This is a genomic window from Dietzia sp. NPDC055340, assembly GCF_053645335.1.
The window spans coordinates 1-17,543 of the sequence record NZ_JBSHML010000022.1 but is presented as its reverse complement, the minus strand read 5'-3'; the positions used below and the strand labels follow the sequence as shown (position 1 = coordinate 17,543).

Below are 17,543 nucleotides of genomic sequence, written 5' to 3'. Positions count from 1 at the left end.
TCCCAGTCTGCCGGAAGCCTGCGCAGAAGGCCTACCGGGGTCCCTGCGGGCAGGAGGGGTGCGCACCCGCCGTGGCCAGCGAGTTGCACGCCGCCCGCGGATCGCCCTGGGTCACCAGGCCCTCGCCCACGAGGACCGCGTCCGCGCCCACACTCGCGTACGCCAGCAGATCCGAGGCGTCGCGAACGCCGGACTCCGCGATCTTCACGACACCCGACGGCAGGCCAGGTGCGATGCGGGAGAACACGTCACGGTCGACCTCGAGGGTCTTGAGGTTGCGGGCGTTGACCCCGATGACCGTGGCACCGGCCTCGAGAGCGCGGTCCGCCTCCTCCTCGGTGTGCACCTCCACCAGTGCGGTCATGCCCAGGGACTCCGTACGGTCGAGCAGCGAGACCAGCGCCTCCTGCTCGAGCGCCGCGACGATGAGCAGGACCAGGTCCGCTCCGTGCGCCCGGGCCTCGTGGATCTGGTACGGACCCACGACGAAGTCCTTACGCAGCACGGGGATGTCCACGGCACGGCGCACGGCGTCGAGATCCGCCAGGCTGCCGTTGAACCGGCGCTCCTCGGTCAGGCAGGAGATGATCCGCGCGCCACCGTCCTCGTACATCCGGGCCAGCACGGCGGGATCCGGGATGTCGGCGAGCTGCCCCTTGGAGGGGCTCGCCCGCTTCACTTCGGCGATGACCCCGACACCAGGGTCACGCAGCACCTTGAGCGCGTCGCGCGGTGCGGGGGCGGATTTGGCCGCCTTCTTCACCGACTCCAGGTCGATAACCGCCTCGCGGGCCGCGACGTCCTCGCGGACCCCGTCGAGAATCGAGTCGAGCACGGTGCCCACCGTGACCTCCCTCAGTAGAAATGGGGGAAAAGTGTGATCGAGATCAACAATAGAGGTCCGCGGCGAGGTTCCCGAATCGGGTCCGCCCCGCGGGTCCGTCACACTGTCGGATCGCGCCCGTCATCCAGGTCCTGCCACAGGTCACGGCCGGAGTCGGGATCCGACTCAACAGTCGTAGCGGCGTCCTGTCGACGGGCGGCGGGCGTGACGTACCGATCGTCGCGGCTCACCGCCCGCGCCGGCCGGAGGATGACGACGACGCCGGCGGCCAGGAGCGCGAACGCGCCAGCGCCGGTCGCCGCGGGGCCTGCCGCCCGCGCGGAGATCTCGGTGATCTGCGACCACTCCGGGACCGCTGCCGACCCCTCGGCACCCGGTCCCGCGTCCGTACGGGCCTGCCCCTCGCTGCTCGTGACGACCGAGTGGGCTCGATCAGTGTCGATGTCGCCCACGCCGGAGAGCACCAGCAACACCGCTGCGAGGCCCAGCAGTGCGATGACCGCGCCGATAACCCGTGCACCGATTCCCCGCACCAGGGCGACGGCGGCGATCGCCGCTACCGCACCGAGCGCCAAGGGCACCAGGGCGGGCTGCCAATCGCTCCCGGTCAGGCTCCGGACGACCTCGCCCGACTGGTCGTTGAAGGCCACCACCTCGAGCCAGGTGGCCCGGGAGGCCAGCCACAACAGAACCGCGGCCACGAGAAGCAGGACGACGGGGACCAGAAGGCGGGCACGCTGCGTCACCGCGACTCCCCCTCGTCGATCCGGTCCGCGGAGCCCGGGTCCGCGGCGTCCCGCAGCGTCTCCGCGGACGCCACGGCGCGCAGGACCGCCATCGCCTTGTTGCGGCACTCCTCGTCCTCGGCGGCCGCCACGGAGTCCGCGACGATCCCCGCGCCCGCCTGGACGTAGGCGGTGCCGTCCTTGATCACCGCCGACCGGATAGCGATCGCCTGATCGGTGTTGCCCGCGAAATCGACGTATCCGACCACTCCCCCGTACACCCCACGGCGGGTGTCCTCGAGATCCTCGATGATCTGCAGTGCACGCGGCTTGGGCGAGCCGGAGAGGGTGCCGGCCGGGAAGCAGGCGGTCACCGCGTCGATGCCCGAACGTCCGTCGGCCAGCCTCCCGGTCACCGTGGACACGAGGTGCATGACGTGGCTGTACCGCTCCACCTGACGGAACTCGGTCACGGTCACCGTGCCCGGCTCGCAGACCCGGCCCAGGTCGTTCCGGCCGAGGTCGACGAGCATGAGGTGCTCGGCATTCTCCTTGGCGTCGTCCACCAGATCCTTGGCGAGCAGGGCGTCGTGCTCGTCGTCGTCGCCCCGGGGCCTCGTTCCCGCGATCGGGTGCGTCGTCGCCATCCGGTCGGTGACCGTCACCAACGCCTCGGGACTCGAGCCGACGATCGTGAACGCCGTGCCACCGAACCCGTCCTCGCCGGAGCCGTCCGGGATGGTCATCAGGAACATGTACGGGCTGGGGTTGGTGGTACGCAGGATCCGGTAGACGTCCCGCGGCGAGGCCGAGGTGTCCACCTCGAACCGCTGGCTGATCACCACCTGGAACGACTCGCCGGCGTGGATCTGCTCGATGATGTTCGCGACGCGGGAGTGGTAGGTCTGCTCATCGGTGCGGCGTCGGACCTCGGGCGTCGCGGCGTCGAACACGCTGACCCCGCCGCTCCCGGGAGCGGCGAGTCGGGCCGTCATCGACTCCACTCTGGCCACCGCGTCCTCGTAGGCCTGCTCGATCCGCTCATCGCTACCGTCCCAGTTGACGGCGTTGGCGATGAGATGGATGCGCCCCTCGTGGTGATCGAACGCGGCCAGGTCCGTGGCCAGCAACTGCACCAGTTCGGGCACCTGCAGGTCGTCTGTCGTGTCCTGCTCGATCCGTTCGAGCCTGCGCACGATGTCGTAACCGAGATAGCCCACCATGCCGGAGGTCAGCGGCGGCAGGCCCTCGATCTGGTCCGTACGCAGCAGTTCGAGAGTGCGGCGCAGCGCCGTCAACGGGTCGCCGCCCGTCGGCGCCCCGGCGGGCACGCTCCCCCACCAGGTCGCCTCACCCGCCTCATCGACCGTCAGCGCAGCGGCCGCACCGCAGCCGATGAACGACCACCGCGACCACGACCTGCCGTGCTCGGCCGACTCGAGCAGGAACGTGCCCGGCCTGTCGTCGGCGAGCTTGGCGTAGGCCGACAGCGGGGTCTCGGAATCGGCGAGGACCGTACGGACGACCGGCACCACACGGTGTCCGGCCGCCAGGGCCCGGAACTGCTCGAGAGTCGTGGTCCGGGTGCTCATCCGAGAACCCTGCCCCCCACGCCGAAGGAGTCGTGAGGCATGTCGGCGACATGGACCCACACCTTGGCAGCGTCCTTGCCCGCTGCCTCGGCGTAGGCCGCGGTCACCGCGTCGATGACACGGGCTTTGTCCGCGGCGGGCATGCCGGCGAGCTGGTTGATCTGGATGAAGGGCACTGGGCTCAGTCCTCCCGGAGAAGTGTGGCGGTGTCGAAGCAGCTGGTGGTGCCGTTGTGGCAGGCCGCACCCGTCTGGTCCACGCGCAGCAGCACGGTGTCGCCGTCGCAGTCGATCTCGACGCTGCGCACGGCCTGGACGTGCCCGGAGGTCTCGCCCTTCACCCACCGCTGCCCGCGGGAGCGCGAGAAGTACACCCCGCGACGGGTCGCGAGGGTCTCGGCGAGGGCGGCGTCGTCCATCCAGGCCATCATGAGCACGCGATTCGACGTCGCGTCCTGGACGACCGCCGCGACAAGGCCGTCTTCCGTGCGGGAGAGTCGCCCGGCGATCGCCGGGTCGAGGACGTGGTCGCTCATCGGACCGTGATCCCCTCGGCCGCCATCGCCTTCTTGACGTCCCCGACGGTCATGTCCCCGAAGTGGAACACGCTGGCCGCGAGCACCGCATCGGCGCCCGCGTGGACGGCGGGCGCGAAGTGCTCCACCGCCCCGGCCCCGCCCGAGGCGATGACGGGGATGCTGACCGCCTCGCGGACCGCGCGCAGCATCGCCAGATCGAAGCCCGCCTTGGTGCCGTCCGCGTCCATCGAGTTGAGCAGGATCTCGCCCACTCCGAGCTCCTGGCCACGTTTCGCCCACTCGACCGCGTCGATGCCGGTCCCCCGGCGCCCGCCGTGGGTGGTGACCTCCCAACCGGACGGGGTGGGCTGCTCACCCTCCGGCACGGTGCGTGCGTCGACCGACAGGACGATGCACTGCGAGCCGAAGCGGCGGCTGAGCTCACCGAGCAGCTCGGGGCGGGCGATGGCGGCGGTGTTGACGCTGACCTTGTCGGCGCCGGCGCGCAGCAGCTGGTTCACGTCGTCCCCGGTCCGGACGCCGCCCCCGACAGTGAGCGGGATGAAGATCTGCTCGGCGGTCCGCCTGACCACGTCGATCATGGTGCCGCGCCCGGACGACGACGCGGTCACGTCGAGAAACGTCAGCTCGTCGGCTCCCTGCTCGCCGTAGGCGGCCGCCAACTCGACCGGGTCGCCGGCGTCTCGCAGGTCCAGGAAGTTGACCCCCTTGACCACACGGCCCGCGTCGACGTCCAGACAGGGGATCACTCGGGTTGCAAGAGTCATGATCGGTTCACCGTCCTCCCTCGAGCCACGGACGAGGGCTCTCGGGTTCCGGGGCCGCCCGTCGACGACCCGCTTCGAAGAAATTGCCCGGCTCGCCGAGCTGCGTGACTGTATCCAGGACCTCGGCATGGGCCCGCGGGGACGCCGCCAGGATCGACTGCGACCGGGTGGACCACTGCTCGCCCGCCAGGTCCGTGACCACACCCCCGGCGGCCCGGATATGCGACGCGCCCGCCGCGTTGTCCCAGGCGTAGTTCCCGAAGCTCACCGCGGCCGACAGCCTGCCCGAGCCCACGAACGCGAGGTCCACCCCGGTGGAACCGAACTTCCGTGTCCGGGCGGCGGCCAGTGTGAGCTGCTCGAAGACCTCGCGGCGGTAGGCCGGAGGGTAGGTGGCCCGGGCCCCGGTGTTGAGGGAGCCCAGACCGAGCGCGACGTCGCGGATCGACACGTCGGGCAGGGCGGGCACGATCTCGTCGTTCTCCCGGAGCGGGCCGCCGGCCACGGACGTGAAACGCAACCCCAGCAGTGGCAGCCACGTCAGGCCCAGAACCGGCTGGCTCTCGTGGACCAGCGAGACCAGGATTCCCGTCGTGGGGATGCCGAGTGAATAGTTGGCGGTGCCGTCGATCGGGTCGACGACCCACAGCGTGCCCGTGTTGATGGGAGGGCCGCCGTACTCCTCCCCGTGGACCTCGAGCCCGGTGCCTTCACGCAGTTCATCGGAGATGCGGCGCTCGAGCTCCAGATCGAACTCGGTGGCGAAGTCGGTGCGACTGCTCTTGGTCTGGACCCCCGGCGCTCCGAGGCCCTCGATGAACCGGGGCGTGGCCTCGTCGAGGACCCGGGTGGCGAGCGCGAGCGCCTCGACCGGGTCGACGGGGAGATCCGTCGGCAGGGTGTTTCCGGGCTGATCTTCCATCTCGGGCCTCCTGCTCGAGGTCATGCTGCGGGTGCCTACCAGGTGGTCGGGGCGCTCAGCGGGTGCTCACCGCGGCGAGTGCCTCGGGCAGAGTGAAGCGGCCGGCGTACAACGCCTTCCCGACGATCGCCCCTTCGACGCCCTGCGGGACGAGCGAGGCGATCGCCTCGAGGTCCGCGACCGAGGACACGCCACCGGAGGCGACGACCGGCGCGTCGGTGGCGGCGCACACCTGCGAGAGCATCTCGAGGTTGGGGCCGCCCAGCATGCCGTCCTTGGAGACGTCCGTCACGACGTAGCGTGCGCACCCGTCACGGTCCAGGCGCTCGAGCACCTCCCAGAGGTTGCCGCCGTCGGAGACCCACCCGCGGCCACGCAGCCGGGGGTCGCCGTCCACGACTCGGACATCCAGCCCCACGGCGATCCGGTCACCGTGGCGGGCGATCGCCGAACGGCACCAGTCGGGGTTCTCCAGGGCGGCCGTGCCCAGGTTCACGCGCGCGCAGCCGGTCGCCAGAGCGGCCTCCAACGACTCGTCGTCGCGGATACCGCCGGACATCTCGACCTTGACGTCGAGCGTGCCCACCACCTCGGCGAGGATTTCCCGGTTACTCCCGCGGCCGAACGCCGCATCGAGGTCGACGAGGTGCACCCACTCGGCTCCATCGCGCTGCCACTGCATCGCGGCATCCAGCGGCGATCCGTAGGAGGTCTCTGTCCCCGCCTCGCCCTGGACGAGGCGGACGGCCTGCCCGTCAGCGACATCGACAGCGGGCAGGAGTTCGAGGTAAGAAGCGTTGCTCACGGAGGTCAGCCTAGTCCGTGCGGGCCGGGGTCACCGTCATCGGCCACCTCGCCCGTGGAGTCGTCCCCGTACTCCGCGCGGATCGCGCGGTCGGTGACTCTGCTCGACGCCACACCCATCGCCACGATGGTCAGGACGATCCCGGCGAGCGCCGCCACCGCACGGCCGACCGGGCCTACCGGGAGCACCGCCACCACGACCGCGGTGAGTGCGAGCCCGAGTACGCCCGCGCCCGCCACCCACAGCGCGAGCGCGGCGAAAGACACCGGCGCCGGGGACCTTCCTCCCCTAGCCAATGGCGCGGATCCAGTTCTCGAGAAGCTGCAGTCCGGCATCCCCGGATTTCTCCGGGTGGAACTGGGTGGCGGTCAGTGGTCCGTTCTCCACCGCGGCCACGAACCGGGTCCCGTGCGCCGCCCAGGTGACGTCGGGCGCGCGGAGGTGATCGGACGGCTCCATCACCCAGTCCCTGACCCCGTAGGAGTGGACGAAATAGAAGCGCTCGTCGGCAGGCATGCCGGCGAACAGGACGGAGTGCTCCGCCGCCTCGACCGTGTTCCAGCCCATGTGCGGCAGGACGGGCGCCTCGAGCCTCTCGACGACCCCCGGCCATTCCCCGCAGCCCGCGGCCCCGGCGGACTCCGCGTGCTCACCGTCGGCGAACTCCAGCCCGCGGTCGAACATCACCTGCATACCCACACAGATCCCCAGGACCGGGCGGGAGCCGGCGAGACGCTCGCCGATGATCCGAGGGCCTCTGACGGCCTCCAGACCCTGCATGCACGCGGCGAACGCACCGACACCCGGGACAACCAGCGCCTCTGCCTCGGTGGCCACACGCGGATCGGAGGTGACGTCGACGGTCGCTCCGACACGCTCGAGGGCGCGCCGGGCCGACAGCAGGTTGCCGGATCCGTAGTCCAGAATCGCCACCCGCGTGGCCGTTGAGCTCATCCGTTCACCTTATCGCCGGAATCGGGCAGGGGCAGTTCGCGAGGGGGTCTGGTGCGCCTGGCGTTCACGGCGGCGGGGCCGCCCACGACCAGGACGATCCCGGCGGCCACGGTGAACAGGACCACGTAGCCGAAGCCCGCGAGCCCGCCCATGACAATCGAACCGAGACCGGTCCCCGTGTCGAACGAGATGTTCCACGAGGCCGACGCCGTCCCCAGCCGGGACCGCGGCATCCGTTCGAACGAGCCGACCAGGGCGTCGTTCTGTACCGCGCCGAACCCGAGTCCGAAGACCACGGTGGGCACGAGGAACCACCACGGATTCACCCCGATCGACAGCAGCACGGCGATGCCGGCCATGCCGAGAGCCGCGAAGCCCAGCCCCGGCCAGACCAGGGCGCCCGGGCCCTGCCGGTCCGAGATCAGCCCCGCGAAGGTGCGACCGATGATTACACCGACCCCGAGGAGACCGAGTCCCACACCGGCGACGACCGCCCCGCTGCCATGGACGATCTCGTCGAGCGCGGGAGACAGGAACGAGGCCGCGGCCCCGTAGGGAAGAGAGACCGCGAGCATCACCAGGAACGGCCCGGCCAGAAGCACGAGGACCTGTCTCGAACTCATGGCGGCGAGGTCCGACGGCTCCGGTGGGGTCGGGTAGACCCGCGGCAGGCGGGCCGCGGCAACCAGCCCGACGACCCCGAACGCCGTCGCGCTCCAGGCGACCGCAGGGAGACCGAACCCATCGAGAAGCCACAGTCCCGCCGGGAGGAACAGCGCCTCGGAGATCCCGATCGCCAGGCCGATCAGCGAGGTGGCTCGGCCGAGCATGCCCGGCGGTGCGAGTTCGGCCACCAGGGCCGAGCCGGCGACGGTCATCATGCCGAAACCGGCCCCGCGGACCCCGCTGATCGCGAGAACCGCGAACGGACCGTCGAACACCGCCAACAGCCCGGAGGGCAGACCGAGGAGCGAACTACCGATCGCGAGAACCCAGCGATAGCCGATCGCCGCGGTGATCCTCGGGGTGATCAGCTGGAACAGGACGGTGACCGTCATGAACACGCCGGTCGTCGCGCCGGCGACGACCTCACTGCCGCCACCGCGGACCACCGCGAGCGGCACGACGGGCAGCAGCAGCGAGAACCCACCGAAGGCCAGCAGGACCAGGGCGAAGGCCGCGAGGACCCCGGGGGTCCGGGTCAGTTGCGACAACGCACCCGGTTTGGCGGCACGCGGGGTCACGCCGGCATCACAGTGCACCCTTGGTGGACGGGATGCCGGTGATGCGCGGATCGGGCTCGACGGCCGCGCGCAGCGCGCGGGCCACCGCCTTGTACTCGGCCTCGGTGATGTGGTGCGGATCGCGGCCGTAGTGGACGCGGACGTGCAGTGCGATCCGGGCGTTGTAGGCCAGTGTCTCGAAGACGTGCTTGTTGAGCACGGTGCCGTACGGCGCGCTGTCGTGGCCGATCACGACGTAGCCGATCATCATGTCGGGCTCGCCGGTGTGGACGCAGTAGGGACGCCCCGAGACGTCGACGACGGCCTCGGCGAGCGTCTCGTCCATCGGCAGGGAGCACTGTCCGAACCGACGGATCCCGCGCTTGTCGCCCAGCGCCCGGCCGAGGGCCTGGCCCAGCACGATGGCGGTGTCCTCCACGGTGTGGTGGGCCTCGATGTCGACGTCACCGGTCGCCCGGACGGTCAGATCGAACGCGCCGTGCTGGCCGAAGGCGGTGAGCATGTGGTCGAAGAACGGGACCCCCGTGGAGATGTCCGTCTGTCCGGTCCCGTCGAGGTCGATATCCACGACGATCGACGACTCCCTGGTCGTCCTCTCGACCCGGCCCCGCCGCGTGGTCTGCTCACTCATCGCTTCTCCTCTGTCAGTGGCCCGAGTTCCTCGGCCGCCAGGTCGGCGCTCACCTGCAGCAGCCGGTCGTTCTCTTTCTCGAGCCCGATGGTCGCACGAAGTCGTCCGGGGATGCCCACGTCGCGGATGAGCACGCCGGCGTCGAGATACCGCTGCCACGCGCGCGCGGCGTCGGTGAAGGGGCCGTAGAGCACGAAGTTGGCCTCGCTCGGCAGCACCTCGTACCCCTGTTCCTCGAGGCCTGCGGTCACCCGCTTGCGTTCGTCGGCCAGCAGCGCGACGGAGGCGAGCGTCTCCTCCGCGTGACGTAGCGCGGCACGTGCGGCCGCCTGCGTGACCATCGACAGGTGGTACGGCAGCCGCACCAACAGCACGGCCTCCACGAAGGAGGGGTCCGCGGCGAAGTAGCCGAGCCGCCCGCCGGCGAACGCGAACGCCTTGCTCATCGTCCGCGAGACCACCAGCTTGGCCGGGTATTCGGCCAGCAGAGTGCACGCGCTCGGCGACGGCGAGAACTCGGCGTACGCCTCGTCCACCACCACGATCCCCGGCGCCGCGTCGAGCAGGCGCCGCAGGTCGTCGAGGTCCACGACGTGCCCGGTCGGATTGTTGGGGGTCGTCACGAACAGCACGTCGGGGCGGCACTCCACGAGGGCGGCCTCCGCGGCGTCGATGTCGATCGACAGATCCGCGGCGCGCTCGACCGGGATCCACCGGGTGTCGGTGCCGGCCGCCAGGATCGGGTGCATCGAGTAACTGGGGACGAATCCCATGGCGCTGCGGCCCGGCCCGCCGAACGCCTGGAGCAACTGCTGCAGGATCTCGTTGGAGCCGTTGGCCGCCCACACCATGTCCGCATCGAGCGGCACCCCGGTCTGGCGGGCAAGGTACCCGGCCAGATCGGTGCGCAGCCCCACCGCGTCCCGGTCCGGGTAGCGGTTGAGATCGGCGGCCGCCTCGGAGACGGCGGCGGCGATGTCCGCGACCAGCTCCGCACTCGGCGGGTGCGGGTTCTCGTTGGTGTTGAGCTGTACCGGGACCTCGAGCTGCGGGGCGCCGTAGGCACTGCCACCCCGGAGGTTGTCCCGCAGCGGGAGGGCGTCCAACCCGACGCCCGGGCGGGGCGCGGCGGTCACTGCTCCTCCCCTGCGGTGAGGTCCTCGAACCGCGCGCGGACGGCTTCGCCGTGCGCGGGCAACCGCTCGGCGTCGGCGAGCGCGATCACGGTGGGCGCGATCTCCTTGAGCGCCGCCTGGTCGTAGTCCACGACGTGGATCCCTCGGAGGAAGGTCTGCACGCTCAGTCCCGAAGAGTGACGGGCGGTGCCGGAGGTGGGCAGGACGTGGTTCGAGCCGGCGGCGTAGTCCCCGAGCGGCACCGGCGAGTAGGCGCCGACGAAGATCGCGCCGGCGTTGCGCACCCGGGCGGCGTCGGCCGCGGAGTTGCGCGTCTGGACCTCGAGGTGCTCGGCGGCGTACGCGTCGACCACCTTCACTCCGCTATCGATGCCGTCGACCAGCACGATGGCCGACTGGGGCCCCTCGAGGGCCTCGCGGACGCGGTCGGCGTTGAGGGTGACCTCGTAGCGGGCCTCGATCTCACGGTCGACCGCGTCGGCGAAGGCCTGGGAATCGGTCACCAGGACGCTGGCCGCGTTCGGGTCGTGCTCGGCCTGGCTGATGAGGTCGTACGCCACGTGCACCGGGTCCGCCGACTCGTCGGCGAGCACCGCGATCTCGGTCGGGCCCGCCTCGGAGTCGATCCCCACCACGCTGCGGCACAGCCGCTTGGCCGCGGTCACGTAGACGTTGCCGGGCCCGGTGACGATGTCGACCGGCTCCAACTCCGCCCCCTCGGGGTCCTGCCCGCCGTAGGCCATCAGCGCGACCGCCTGCGCACCGCCGACGGCCCACACCTCGTCGACCCCCAGCAGCGAGCACGCCGCGAGAATCGTGGGGTGCGGCCATCCGTCGAAGTCCGCCTGCGGCGGCGAGGACACGACGAGCGACCCGACGCCTGCGACCTGGGCGGGGACGACGTTCATGATGACGCTGGACGGGTAGACGGCCTTGCCGCCCGGCACGTAGAGCCCCACGCGCTCGACCGGCACCCAGCGCTCGGTCACGAAGCCACCGGGGGCGACCTCGGTGACGGTGTCGGTGCGCTTCTGGGCCGAGTGGACGATGCGCGCGCGACGGATGGCCTCGACGAGCGCGTCACGGATATCCCTGTCCAGTTCCCCGGCCGCGCGGGCGATGACGTCCGCGGGCACCCGCACCGACCGCGGGCGGACGCCGTCGAACTTCTCGCCGTAGTCGAGCGCGGCCGTGGGGCCGTGCTCCCTGACCGCCTCGACCACCGGGCGCACCGTGTCGATCACCGAGTCGACATCGGCGGCTCCGCGCGGGAGTGTGCGACGCAACTCGGCGGTGCCGAGCGTGCGACCGCGCAGGTCGATGCGGGAGAGCATGGGCATGGCCTTTCCTCGGGTTCACCAGGTCACGGGCGGCCCCGGGTCGGTCGAGATCCGGGAGGCCGGCGCGAAGCGCCCACGAGGCACGCGACCACCGCGAAACAGTCTAGTTGCGCTGTCGGCCATCGCGATCCGGCACACCTGAGAGGGTGCCCGGGGACGGTGGTCCCGTCAGACCACGGCTCCGTCGACGAGCCCCACCTGCGCATCGCACCGTGCGGCGTTGCGCGCGTCGTGGGTGACCAGCATCAGGGCCACGTCGAACTCGCGCGCGGTCCCCAGCAGGAGGTCCATGACCGCCTCACCGGATTCTGAATCCAGGGCGCTCGTCGGCTCGTCGGCCAGGAGCAGGGACGGCCGCCCCATCAGCGCGCGGGCGACCGCGACCCGCTGCCGCTGCCCGCCGGACAGCGCTCCGACGGATCGCCCGGCGGCGCCGCCGAGACCCACCACGTCGAGCAGCTCGTCGGCCCGACGCCGTGCGGCACGACGTGTCCGACCCGTCGGCCGGGCACCCAACCAGACCATGGCCTCGAGCTGTTCGCGCGCGGTGAGCGAGTCGATGAGGTTGGCCTGCTGGAACACGATCCCGATCTCGGTGCGTCGCAGCTCGGCGGCGCGGGCGCGGTCGACCATCGCCAGGTGGATGAGCGAGTCGGAGGTCCGGAGCCACACCTGTCCGGAGTCGGGGCGGGTCAGCGTGGCGGCCACCGCGAGCATGCTGGACTTGCCCGATCCCGAGGGGCCGGTCACCGCCAGGCTGCGGCCGCGATCGATCTCCAGGCTCACGTGGTCGACGGCGGTGACGCGTCCCTGTCCGTCCGGGTAGGTCAGGACGACGTCCTCCATCCGGAGGGTGGGGCCGGTGTCACCGGCCCGGTCTGTGGGGGCGGCGGTCGCGGCGTAGGCGGTGGTCATGGCGGTTCTCCTGATGGTGTCGATGGACGAGGAGTGGGTCGGGGAAGGTGAGGTGGGGCGCGACGGGGTGGCATGCGACGACGACAACGACGACGTCTGCAGCCGGCCTGCAGGGACCGGACTCATCGCGCGGCGCCCAGGGCGGAGTTGGGGTCGGCGGTCACGACGGGCCGCAGCGACACGGCGGCTCCGGCCAGGCCGAGGGCCACGAGGATGGCGGCCGGGAGCAGGGTCGTTCGGGCGGACACCACGAACGGCACGGCTCCGCCCACCGCGAGTCCGAAGAGCGCGGCGATCGCGACCCCGCCGCCCACTCCCACGACCAGCACGATCGCGGCCTGTCCGACCGAGTCCCTGACCACCGCGACGGTGGACGCGCCGAGGGCCTTGAGCACGGCCATGTCCCGGCGCCGCTGCATCCCCCACACGGCGAAGAACGCACCGACGACCAGTGCGGTCACGGCCAGCAGCATGTAGGTCATCGTGGTGAGCGAGGTGTTCTCGGCCCGGTGCGAGGGCAGTGCGCCCACGAGCCCGTCGCCGTCGACGAGCGCCAGCCCCGAACTATCGACCACCAGGTCCGGGTCGACCGCGTCCGCGTTCACCGCCACCGCCGTGGCGGGCCCGCCCCTGGGGGCCAGGCCGCGCCAGGTCTCGAGATCGGTCACCACGACCGGGGTGTGTGAATGCCAGAGGTCACCGGCCTGACCGGCCACTGCGAGGTCCGTTCCGTCGGCTCCGATCGAGCGGACGTCCGCGCCCAGCTCGTCGTCGATCCCGTCGGAGACCAGGGCCTGGCCACCTGCGGGCGGAGACACCGATCCCACCGGTGCGGACAGACCCACGGCGACGGCCGAGACGCCCGTCTCCGTCCCGTCGTCCAGGTTGATCCGCGCGATCCCCACGGGCACCGCGGTGGGGTCCGACGCGGTGACGGCGTCGATCTGCTCGTCGGTGAGGGCGGCGCGGTCGAGATCGACGGGCCCGGACTCGTCGGCCGGGAGCACGAACGACGCGCCGCCCGATCCGAGAGACCGGAGCGCGGACACGCTCTGGTTGGCCAGGCCGGCGGTGAGGCCGAGAAGGCCGGCGACGAGGACGGACAGCAGCAGGACGACGCCCGTGATGAGGGCGAAGCGCCACCGGGCGGTGCGCAGGTCACGCAGTGCGAAGAACATCGGGTTTCCTCTCGTGAAGGTCTGTCTCCACCCTCGTCGCGTCCGCGCGGATCCGAATCGGCCGTGGGGTTGGTTCCGCGGGCACGAACGGAGGACGCCCCGCTCCACCTTTCGATGGATGCGCGGGCCTCGCCGAAGCGACTAGCGTCGTCGGCGTGACCTCTGTGCCCGCACCCGACATGGAGCTCCCGCCCGAATCCGCGGGGGTGCGCGCGGTGTTGGCGCAGCTGCAGGTGGCGTTACACACGTTGGTGGCCGCGTTGCTGGTCCTCACGCTGGTCAGCGCGCATCGTGACGCAGCCGGCGAGCCCAATCTCCCGGCCGTGGCCGCGGCGATCGGGTTTGCGGCCGCGTACGTGGCCGGGACGGTGTGGGAGCGGCGGCGGCACACCGGCCGTGCCGCCCGGCTCGGATGGTTGGCCGCCGTCCTCGCCTTGTGGGCGGCATTGGTGGTGCAGGTCCCGGAGGCCGCCTACCTGGTTTTCCCGCTGTTCTTCCTCGCGCTGTTCCTGCTCGGTTCCTGGGCCGGGGCGGCGGCGGTCGCGGGCCTGGCCGCGGTCGCGGTGGTCGCACTGGGAGTGCATAACGGCTTCACACCCGCCGGCGTGGTGGGGCCCGTCGTCGGCGCACTCGTCGCCCTGGGGCTGGCCGCCGGGGTCCGGGCGCTGTACCGCGAGTCCCAGGCACGTCGCGAGGTGATCGCCGAACTGGTGGCCGCCCGATCCGAGCTCGCCTCGAGGGAGCGGGAGGTGGGCCGTGAGACCGAGCGGGCCCGTCTGGCGGGCGAGATCCATGACACCGTGGCGCAGGGCCTGGCCAGCATCGGGATGCTGCTGCACGCCGCCGAGCGCGCCGACCCGGGGCATCCCGCGATCGAGCAGATCCGCCTGGCCCGCGAGGTGGCCGGTGAGAACCTCACCGAGACCCGGCGGCTGATCGAGGCACTGCGACCGGCACCGCTGGAGGGGGTCTCGCTCGACGGCGCGCTGCACCGGGTGGCCGGGCGGGTCCGTGCGGAACACCCGCGGGTGGAGGTGTCGGTGACGGGCGAACTGCCCGCGGAGCCGCCGGCCGAACTCGCTGCGGTGTCAGTGCGTGTGGCGCAGGAGGCCCTGACCAATGCGGTCAAGCACGGTACGCCTTCGCGGATCGGGATGACGATCGCCGAATCCGCCGACCGCATCGCGCTGACGGTCACGGACGACGGCCGCGGATTCGACCCGGAGGCCCCGCGGGCGGCCGCCTCGTTCGGCCTCGACGGTATGGCGCGTCGCGTGGCCGACCTGGGCGGGACGCTCACCGTCGACTCCGAGGTGGGCCGGGGCACGACGGTGCGAGCGGTGTTGCCGTTGCCGGTGGAGAGGACGAGATGACGACGACGATCCGGATTCTGATCGCCGACGATCACGCGGTGGTACGCACCGGCCTGCGGGCGCTGCTGGCGTCCGACCCGGCGATCGAGGTGCTGGCCGACGTCTCCGAGGCTTCAGCCGCGGTGGAACGTTCGCGGGTCGGGGACGTGGACGTGGTCCTCATGGATCTGCGATTCGCCGGCGATGCCACCGCCGGCGTCCGCGCCACGGCCAGTCTCCGCGAACTGCCCGACCCGCCGCAGGTATTGGTGTTGACCAGCCACGACACCGATGCAGACATCGTGGGCGCGATCGAGGCAGGGGCGTGCGGATACCTGCTCAAGGACGCCGGGCCCGACGAGCTCCTCGGCGCGGTCCACGCCGCGGCGGCCGGGGAGAGTGCGCTCTCCCCCACCGTCGCGGCGACTCTCATGGGCCGGTTACGCAACCCCCGGCCGGCCCTGACCGAGCGCGAGGCGGAGGTCCTGCACGCGGTGGCCGAGGGGTCGACCAACCGGCAGGTGGCGGCCTCTCTACATGTGTCGGAGGCGACCGTGAAGACCCATCTGGTGCATGTTTTCGACAGGCTCGGGGTGACGTCTCGGACGGCCGCGGTGGCCCGGGCCCGCGAACTCGGCCTGCTGTAGGCGGCTCCTAGGCGATCGTAAGCGACAATGCCGACCCCGATCGTCAGCATGCCCCGCCCGTCAGGCCGGGCATCATCGGTGCGAGCCTGTCGGCCATCGTGGTCAGCGCCGCGGCCCCGGCCTCGAATGTGGGGGCCTCGACGGCCATTGCCACCGCCAGATCGCCGCCTGCACCGGGCACCACGCCGAACTGCCGGACGAGATACCCGCCATCGTCGCCCGGCCCCCATCCACCCTTGAAACGGGCCCCTGGGATCCCGCCAAGCCCCCAGCGCTGATCAGATGAGATCTGCGCCATCAGATCCACGACGCGGGCGGAGCCCTCGAGGCATGGCAGTCCCGCCGCGAATCGGGCCTGGTCGACCAGCGACCACCGGGTCTGACCGAAAATCGAGTAGCCGGCGCGGATAGGGACCGACGGCACCTGTGAGACCGTGTCCCCACCTTCTGCCAGAACGGCCATGAGGGTCGAGGCCGCAGATTGCCCCCCGCCGAGAGCGGACCACAGCGATTCAGCGGCCTGGTTGTCCGACGTCGTGATCGCCGACGCCGACCATTCCAACAACTGTGGGTCGGAGCGAGCGACCGCGACGGCGAGCGGCACCTTGATGGTCGACCAGGCGACCCCTGTCTGCCATGTCCCCGCAGCAGTGACCCCTCCGTGGTCGCCAACCGGAGCAACAGCCACTCCGGCCGGGAGAGAGATCGGAGCCACCACCGTCGCGAGCTCGGCATCGACCACATCGGCCGACGGAGCGGGTGTGGGCCCGCCGGTCGCAGAGGGCACCACCGGCGGGGTCTCCGCGAATTCCGCCGGAGCGCCCACTCCACCCTGGACCGGGGCTCCCGTCACGGTGGCCACGGTCTCGGTGACCACCACGGGCTCCCCCGAGCCGCCGGGGCCGGCACAGCCCGCGGAAGCGAGAACTGCGGCCAGGGCGAGCGCCACTGCGCGATTATGGGGCATCAGTAGATGTAGACGACCGCGTTGTTCCCGCCGGTGCACGTGACGACGGCACCGCCGGAGCAGGACATCGTGTATCCGGATCCGGTCACCGGACTGTATGCCCGAACGGTCATGGACCCGCCGTTGCCGCCAGACCCGATGTACTCTCCCCAGACCGATTCGGCGAACTCGCACGAGGTCACTGACGAGCCCACGGCCACGGAGTTATATCCGGCCGACCCGCTGGTCCAGCACTCGTATGCACCCGCCGGCCGACCCGCCGGCGCCGGCCGGGCGGGCTGGACGGGCTGTGCGGGCTGGACGGTCGGTGCCGATTCCCCGCCGGGCTCACCCGCCGACTCAGCGGGCGCGGTCGCCGTCACGGAAACCGTCGAGGTGGCCGCCCCCTCCGAGCTGCCCATGAGACGTGAGGTGACGAAGAACGCCGCGGCGACCAGCAGACCGACCAACAGCGCGACGAGCAGAGTGATCACCACGACCACCGGGGTCGACATCCCCGGCCTGGGCGGCAGTGGCCCGTACCCCTGCGGATTCTGCTGCACGGGACCGAACTCGGACGTGGGCGGGTTGTTGTTCGGCCCACCGGACTGGCCGTTCCACCCCTCCGACGAGTATTGGTTCATGTCGTTGCTCCCTGTCTACGGTCGTGCACCGACCCGGGGACCGGGAGCAGCGCCGTCGATGACCGACCTCTTACGAAAAATGAGCTTATGTCAGCAGCTAGTCTGCGTATTGCATCAGATGAATCACCACGGTCCCCCGGGCGACATGGTGCTGCGAGACGTCTGGCGAGGGCTCTGACCTGCGCAGATGCCTCTCCGTACACGATGTCGAGCAGCGGTAAGGCGCCCGGGGCTGTGCGTGGACGCGTTTGAGCCGGTTACGCAGACAGGCTCTGTTGCAAAAATCGTGAAGCTTGAGCATGCTTGGCGGAGATTGGACGGACGGAACGATGACGGATTTCAAGTGGCGCCATTTCCAGGGTG

General features: G+C 71.1%; 20 protein-coding genes. 2 read left to right on the top strand and 18 right to left on the bottom strand.

The window, feature by feature from the left end:
- Positions 1-31: 31 nt before the first annotated feature.
- From trpC to ACWIFB_RS14860, 16 genes are all read right to left on the bottom strand, one after another.
- Entirely contained in the window at positions 32-844 is an 813-nt protein-coding gene (trpC, locus tag ACWIFB_RS14935; protein WP_230931277.1) for an indole-3-glycerol phosphate synthase TrpC, read from the bottom strand.
- Between the two features lie 98 nt (positions 845-942).
- Positions 943-1,590, bottom strand: coding sequence for a TIGR02234 family membrane protein (locus ACWIFB_RS14930; RefSeq protein WP_454058667.1), 648 nt, complete (start codon positions 1,588-1,590; stop codon positions 943-945).
- A complete protein-coding gene (locus ACWIFB_RS14925; RefSeq protein WP_454058666.1) occupies positions 1,587-3,161 on the bottom strand; it encodes an anthranilate synthase component I in 1,575 nt (524 codons plus the stop codon). Before ACWIFB_RS14925 ends, ACWIFB_RS14930 begins: the two co-directional genes overlap by 4 nt.
- Positions 3,158-3,337 (bottom strand): tautomerase family protein, encoded by a 180-nt coding sequence (locus ACWIFB_RS14920; RefSeq protein ID WP_230931280.1) that lies wholly within the window; start codon positions 3,335-3,337, stop codon positions 3,158-3,160. Before ACWIFB_RS14920 ends, ACWIFB_RS14925 begins: the two co-directional genes overlap by 4 nt.
- A gap of 5 nt (positions 3,338-3,342) precedes the next feature.
- Positions 3,343-3,696, bottom strand: a complete 354-nt coding sequence (gene hisI / locus ACWIFB_RS14915; protein ID WP_452100167.1) for a phosphoribosyl-AMP cyclohydrolase — start codon at positions 3,694-3,696, stop codon at positions 3,343-3,345.
- Positions 3,693-4,466, bottom strand: coding sequence for an imidazole glycerol phosphate synthase subunit HisF (gene hisF / locus ACWIFB_RS14910; RefSeq protein ID WP_452100168.1), 774 nt, complete (start codon positions 4,464-4,466; stop codon positions 3,693-3,695). The genes hisI and hisF overlap by 4 nt, the downstream gene beginning before the upstream one ends.
- A gap of 7 nt (positions 4,467-4,473) precedes the next feature.
- Positions 4,474-5,388, bottom strand: a complete 915-nt coding sequence (locus ACWIFB_RS14905) for an inositol monophosphatase family protein (RefSeq protein ID WP_454058665.1) — start codon at positions 5,386-5,388, stop codon at positions 4,474-4,476.
- 55 nt (positions 5,389-5,443) lie between these two features.
- On the bottom strand, positions 5,444-6,193 hold the full coding sequence (priA, locus tag ACWIFB_RS14900; RefSeq protein ID WP_452100170.1) for a bifunctional 1-(5-phosphoribosyl)-5-((5-phosphoribosylamino)methylideneamino)imidazole-4-carboxamide isomerase/phosphoribosylanthranilate isomerase PriA: 750 nt from the start codon (positions 6,191-6,193) through the stop codon (positions 5,444-5,446).
- A gap of 5 nt (positions 6,194-6,198) precedes the next feature.
- The gene (locus ACWIFB_RS14895) at positions 6,199-6,459 is read right to left on the bottom strand and encodes a hypothetical protein (protein WP_454058664.1); all 261 of its coding nucleotides are present in this window, start codon (positions 6,457-6,459) and stop codon (positions 6,199-6,201) included.
- A gap of 22 nt (positions 6,460-6,481) precedes the next feature.
- Positions 6,482-7,147 carry an imidazole glycerol phosphate synthase subunit HisH gene (gene hisH / locus ACWIFB_RS14890; RefSeq protein WP_452100172.1) on the bottom strand — a complete coding sequence of 222 codons (666 nt, stop codon included), beginning with the start codon at positions 7,145-7,147 and terminating at the stop codon, positions 6,482-6,484.
- Positions 7,144-8,391, bottom strand: coding sequence for an MFS transporter (locus tag ACWIFB_RS14885; RefSeq protein WP_452100173.1), 1,248 nt, complete (start codon positions 8,389-8,391; stop codon positions 7,144-7,146). Before ACWIFB_RS14885 ends, hisH begins: the two co-directional genes overlap by 4 nt.
- A gap of 7 nt (positions 8,392-8,398) precedes the next feature.
- Positions 8,399-9,022 (bottom strand): imidazoleglycerol-phosphate dehydratase HisB, encoded by a 624-nt coding sequence (gene hisB, locus ACWIFB_RS14880; protein ID WP_452100174.1) that lies wholly within the window; start codon positions 9,020-9,022, stop codon positions 8,399-8,401.
- Positions 9,019-10,158, bottom strand: a complete 1,140-nt coding sequence (locus ACWIFB_RS14875; protein WP_454058663.1) for a histidinol-phosphate transaminase — start codon at positions 10,156-10,158, stop codon at positions 9,019-9,021. The genes hisB and ACWIFB_RS14875 overlap by 4 nt, the downstream gene beginning before the upstream one ends.
- Positions 10,155-11,492: a histidinol dehydrogenase gene (hisD, locus tag ACWIFB_RS14870; protein WP_454058698.1), complete on the bottom strand. Its 1,338-nt coding sequence runs from the start codon at positions 11,490-11,492 to the stop codon at positions 10,155-10,157. The genes ACWIFB_RS14875 and hisD overlap by 4 nt, the downstream gene beginning before the upstream one ends.
- 174 nt (positions 11,493-11,666) lie before the next feature.
- On the bottom strand, positions 11,667-12,413 hold the full coding sequence (locus ACWIFB_RS14865; RefSeq protein WP_454058662.1) for an ABC transporter ATP-binding protein: 747 nt from the start codon (positions 12,411-12,413) through the stop codon (positions 11,667-11,669).
- Positions 12,414-12,535: 122 nt separating this feature from the next.
- On the bottom strand, positions 12,536-13,591 hold the full coding sequence (locus tag ACWIFB_RS14860) for an FtsX-like permease family protein (RefSeq protein ID WP_454058661.1): 1,056 nt from the start codon (positions 13,589-13,591) through the stop codon (positions 12,536-12,538).
- Positions 13,592-13,746: 155 nt separating this feature from the next.
- Between ACWIFB_RS14860 and ACWIFB_RS14855 the strand changes: the two genes are divergently transcribed.
- A complete protein-coding gene (locus tag ACWIFB_RS14855; protein WP_454058660.1) occupies positions 13,747-14,964 on the top strand; it encodes a sensor histidine kinase in 1,218 nt (405 codons plus the stop codon).
- A complete protein-coding gene (locus ACWIFB_RS14850) occupies positions 14,961-15,590 on the top strand; it encodes a response regulator (RefSeq protein ID WP_454058659.1) in 630 nt (209 codons plus the stop codon). Before ACWIFB_RS14855 ends, ACWIFB_RS14850 begins: the two co-directional genes overlap by 4 nt.
- 43 nt (positions 15,591-15,633) lie before the next feature.
- Here the strand turns inward: ACWIFB_RS14850 and ACWIFB_RS14845 are convergent, their stop codons facing one another.
- Positions 15,634-16,539, bottom strand: coding sequence for a hypothetical protein (locus tag ACWIFB_RS14845; protein ID WP_454058658.1), 906 nt, complete (start codon positions 16,537-16,539; stop codon positions 15,634-15,636).
- Positions 16,540-16,556: 17 nt separating this feature from the next.
- Positions 16,557-17,180, bottom strand: a complete 624-nt coding sequence (locus ACWIFB_RS14840) for a hypothetical protein (RefSeq protein ID WP_452100182.1) — start codon at positions 17,178-17,180, stop codon at positions 16,557-16,559.
- Positions 17,181-17,543 lie beyond the last annotated feature (363 nt).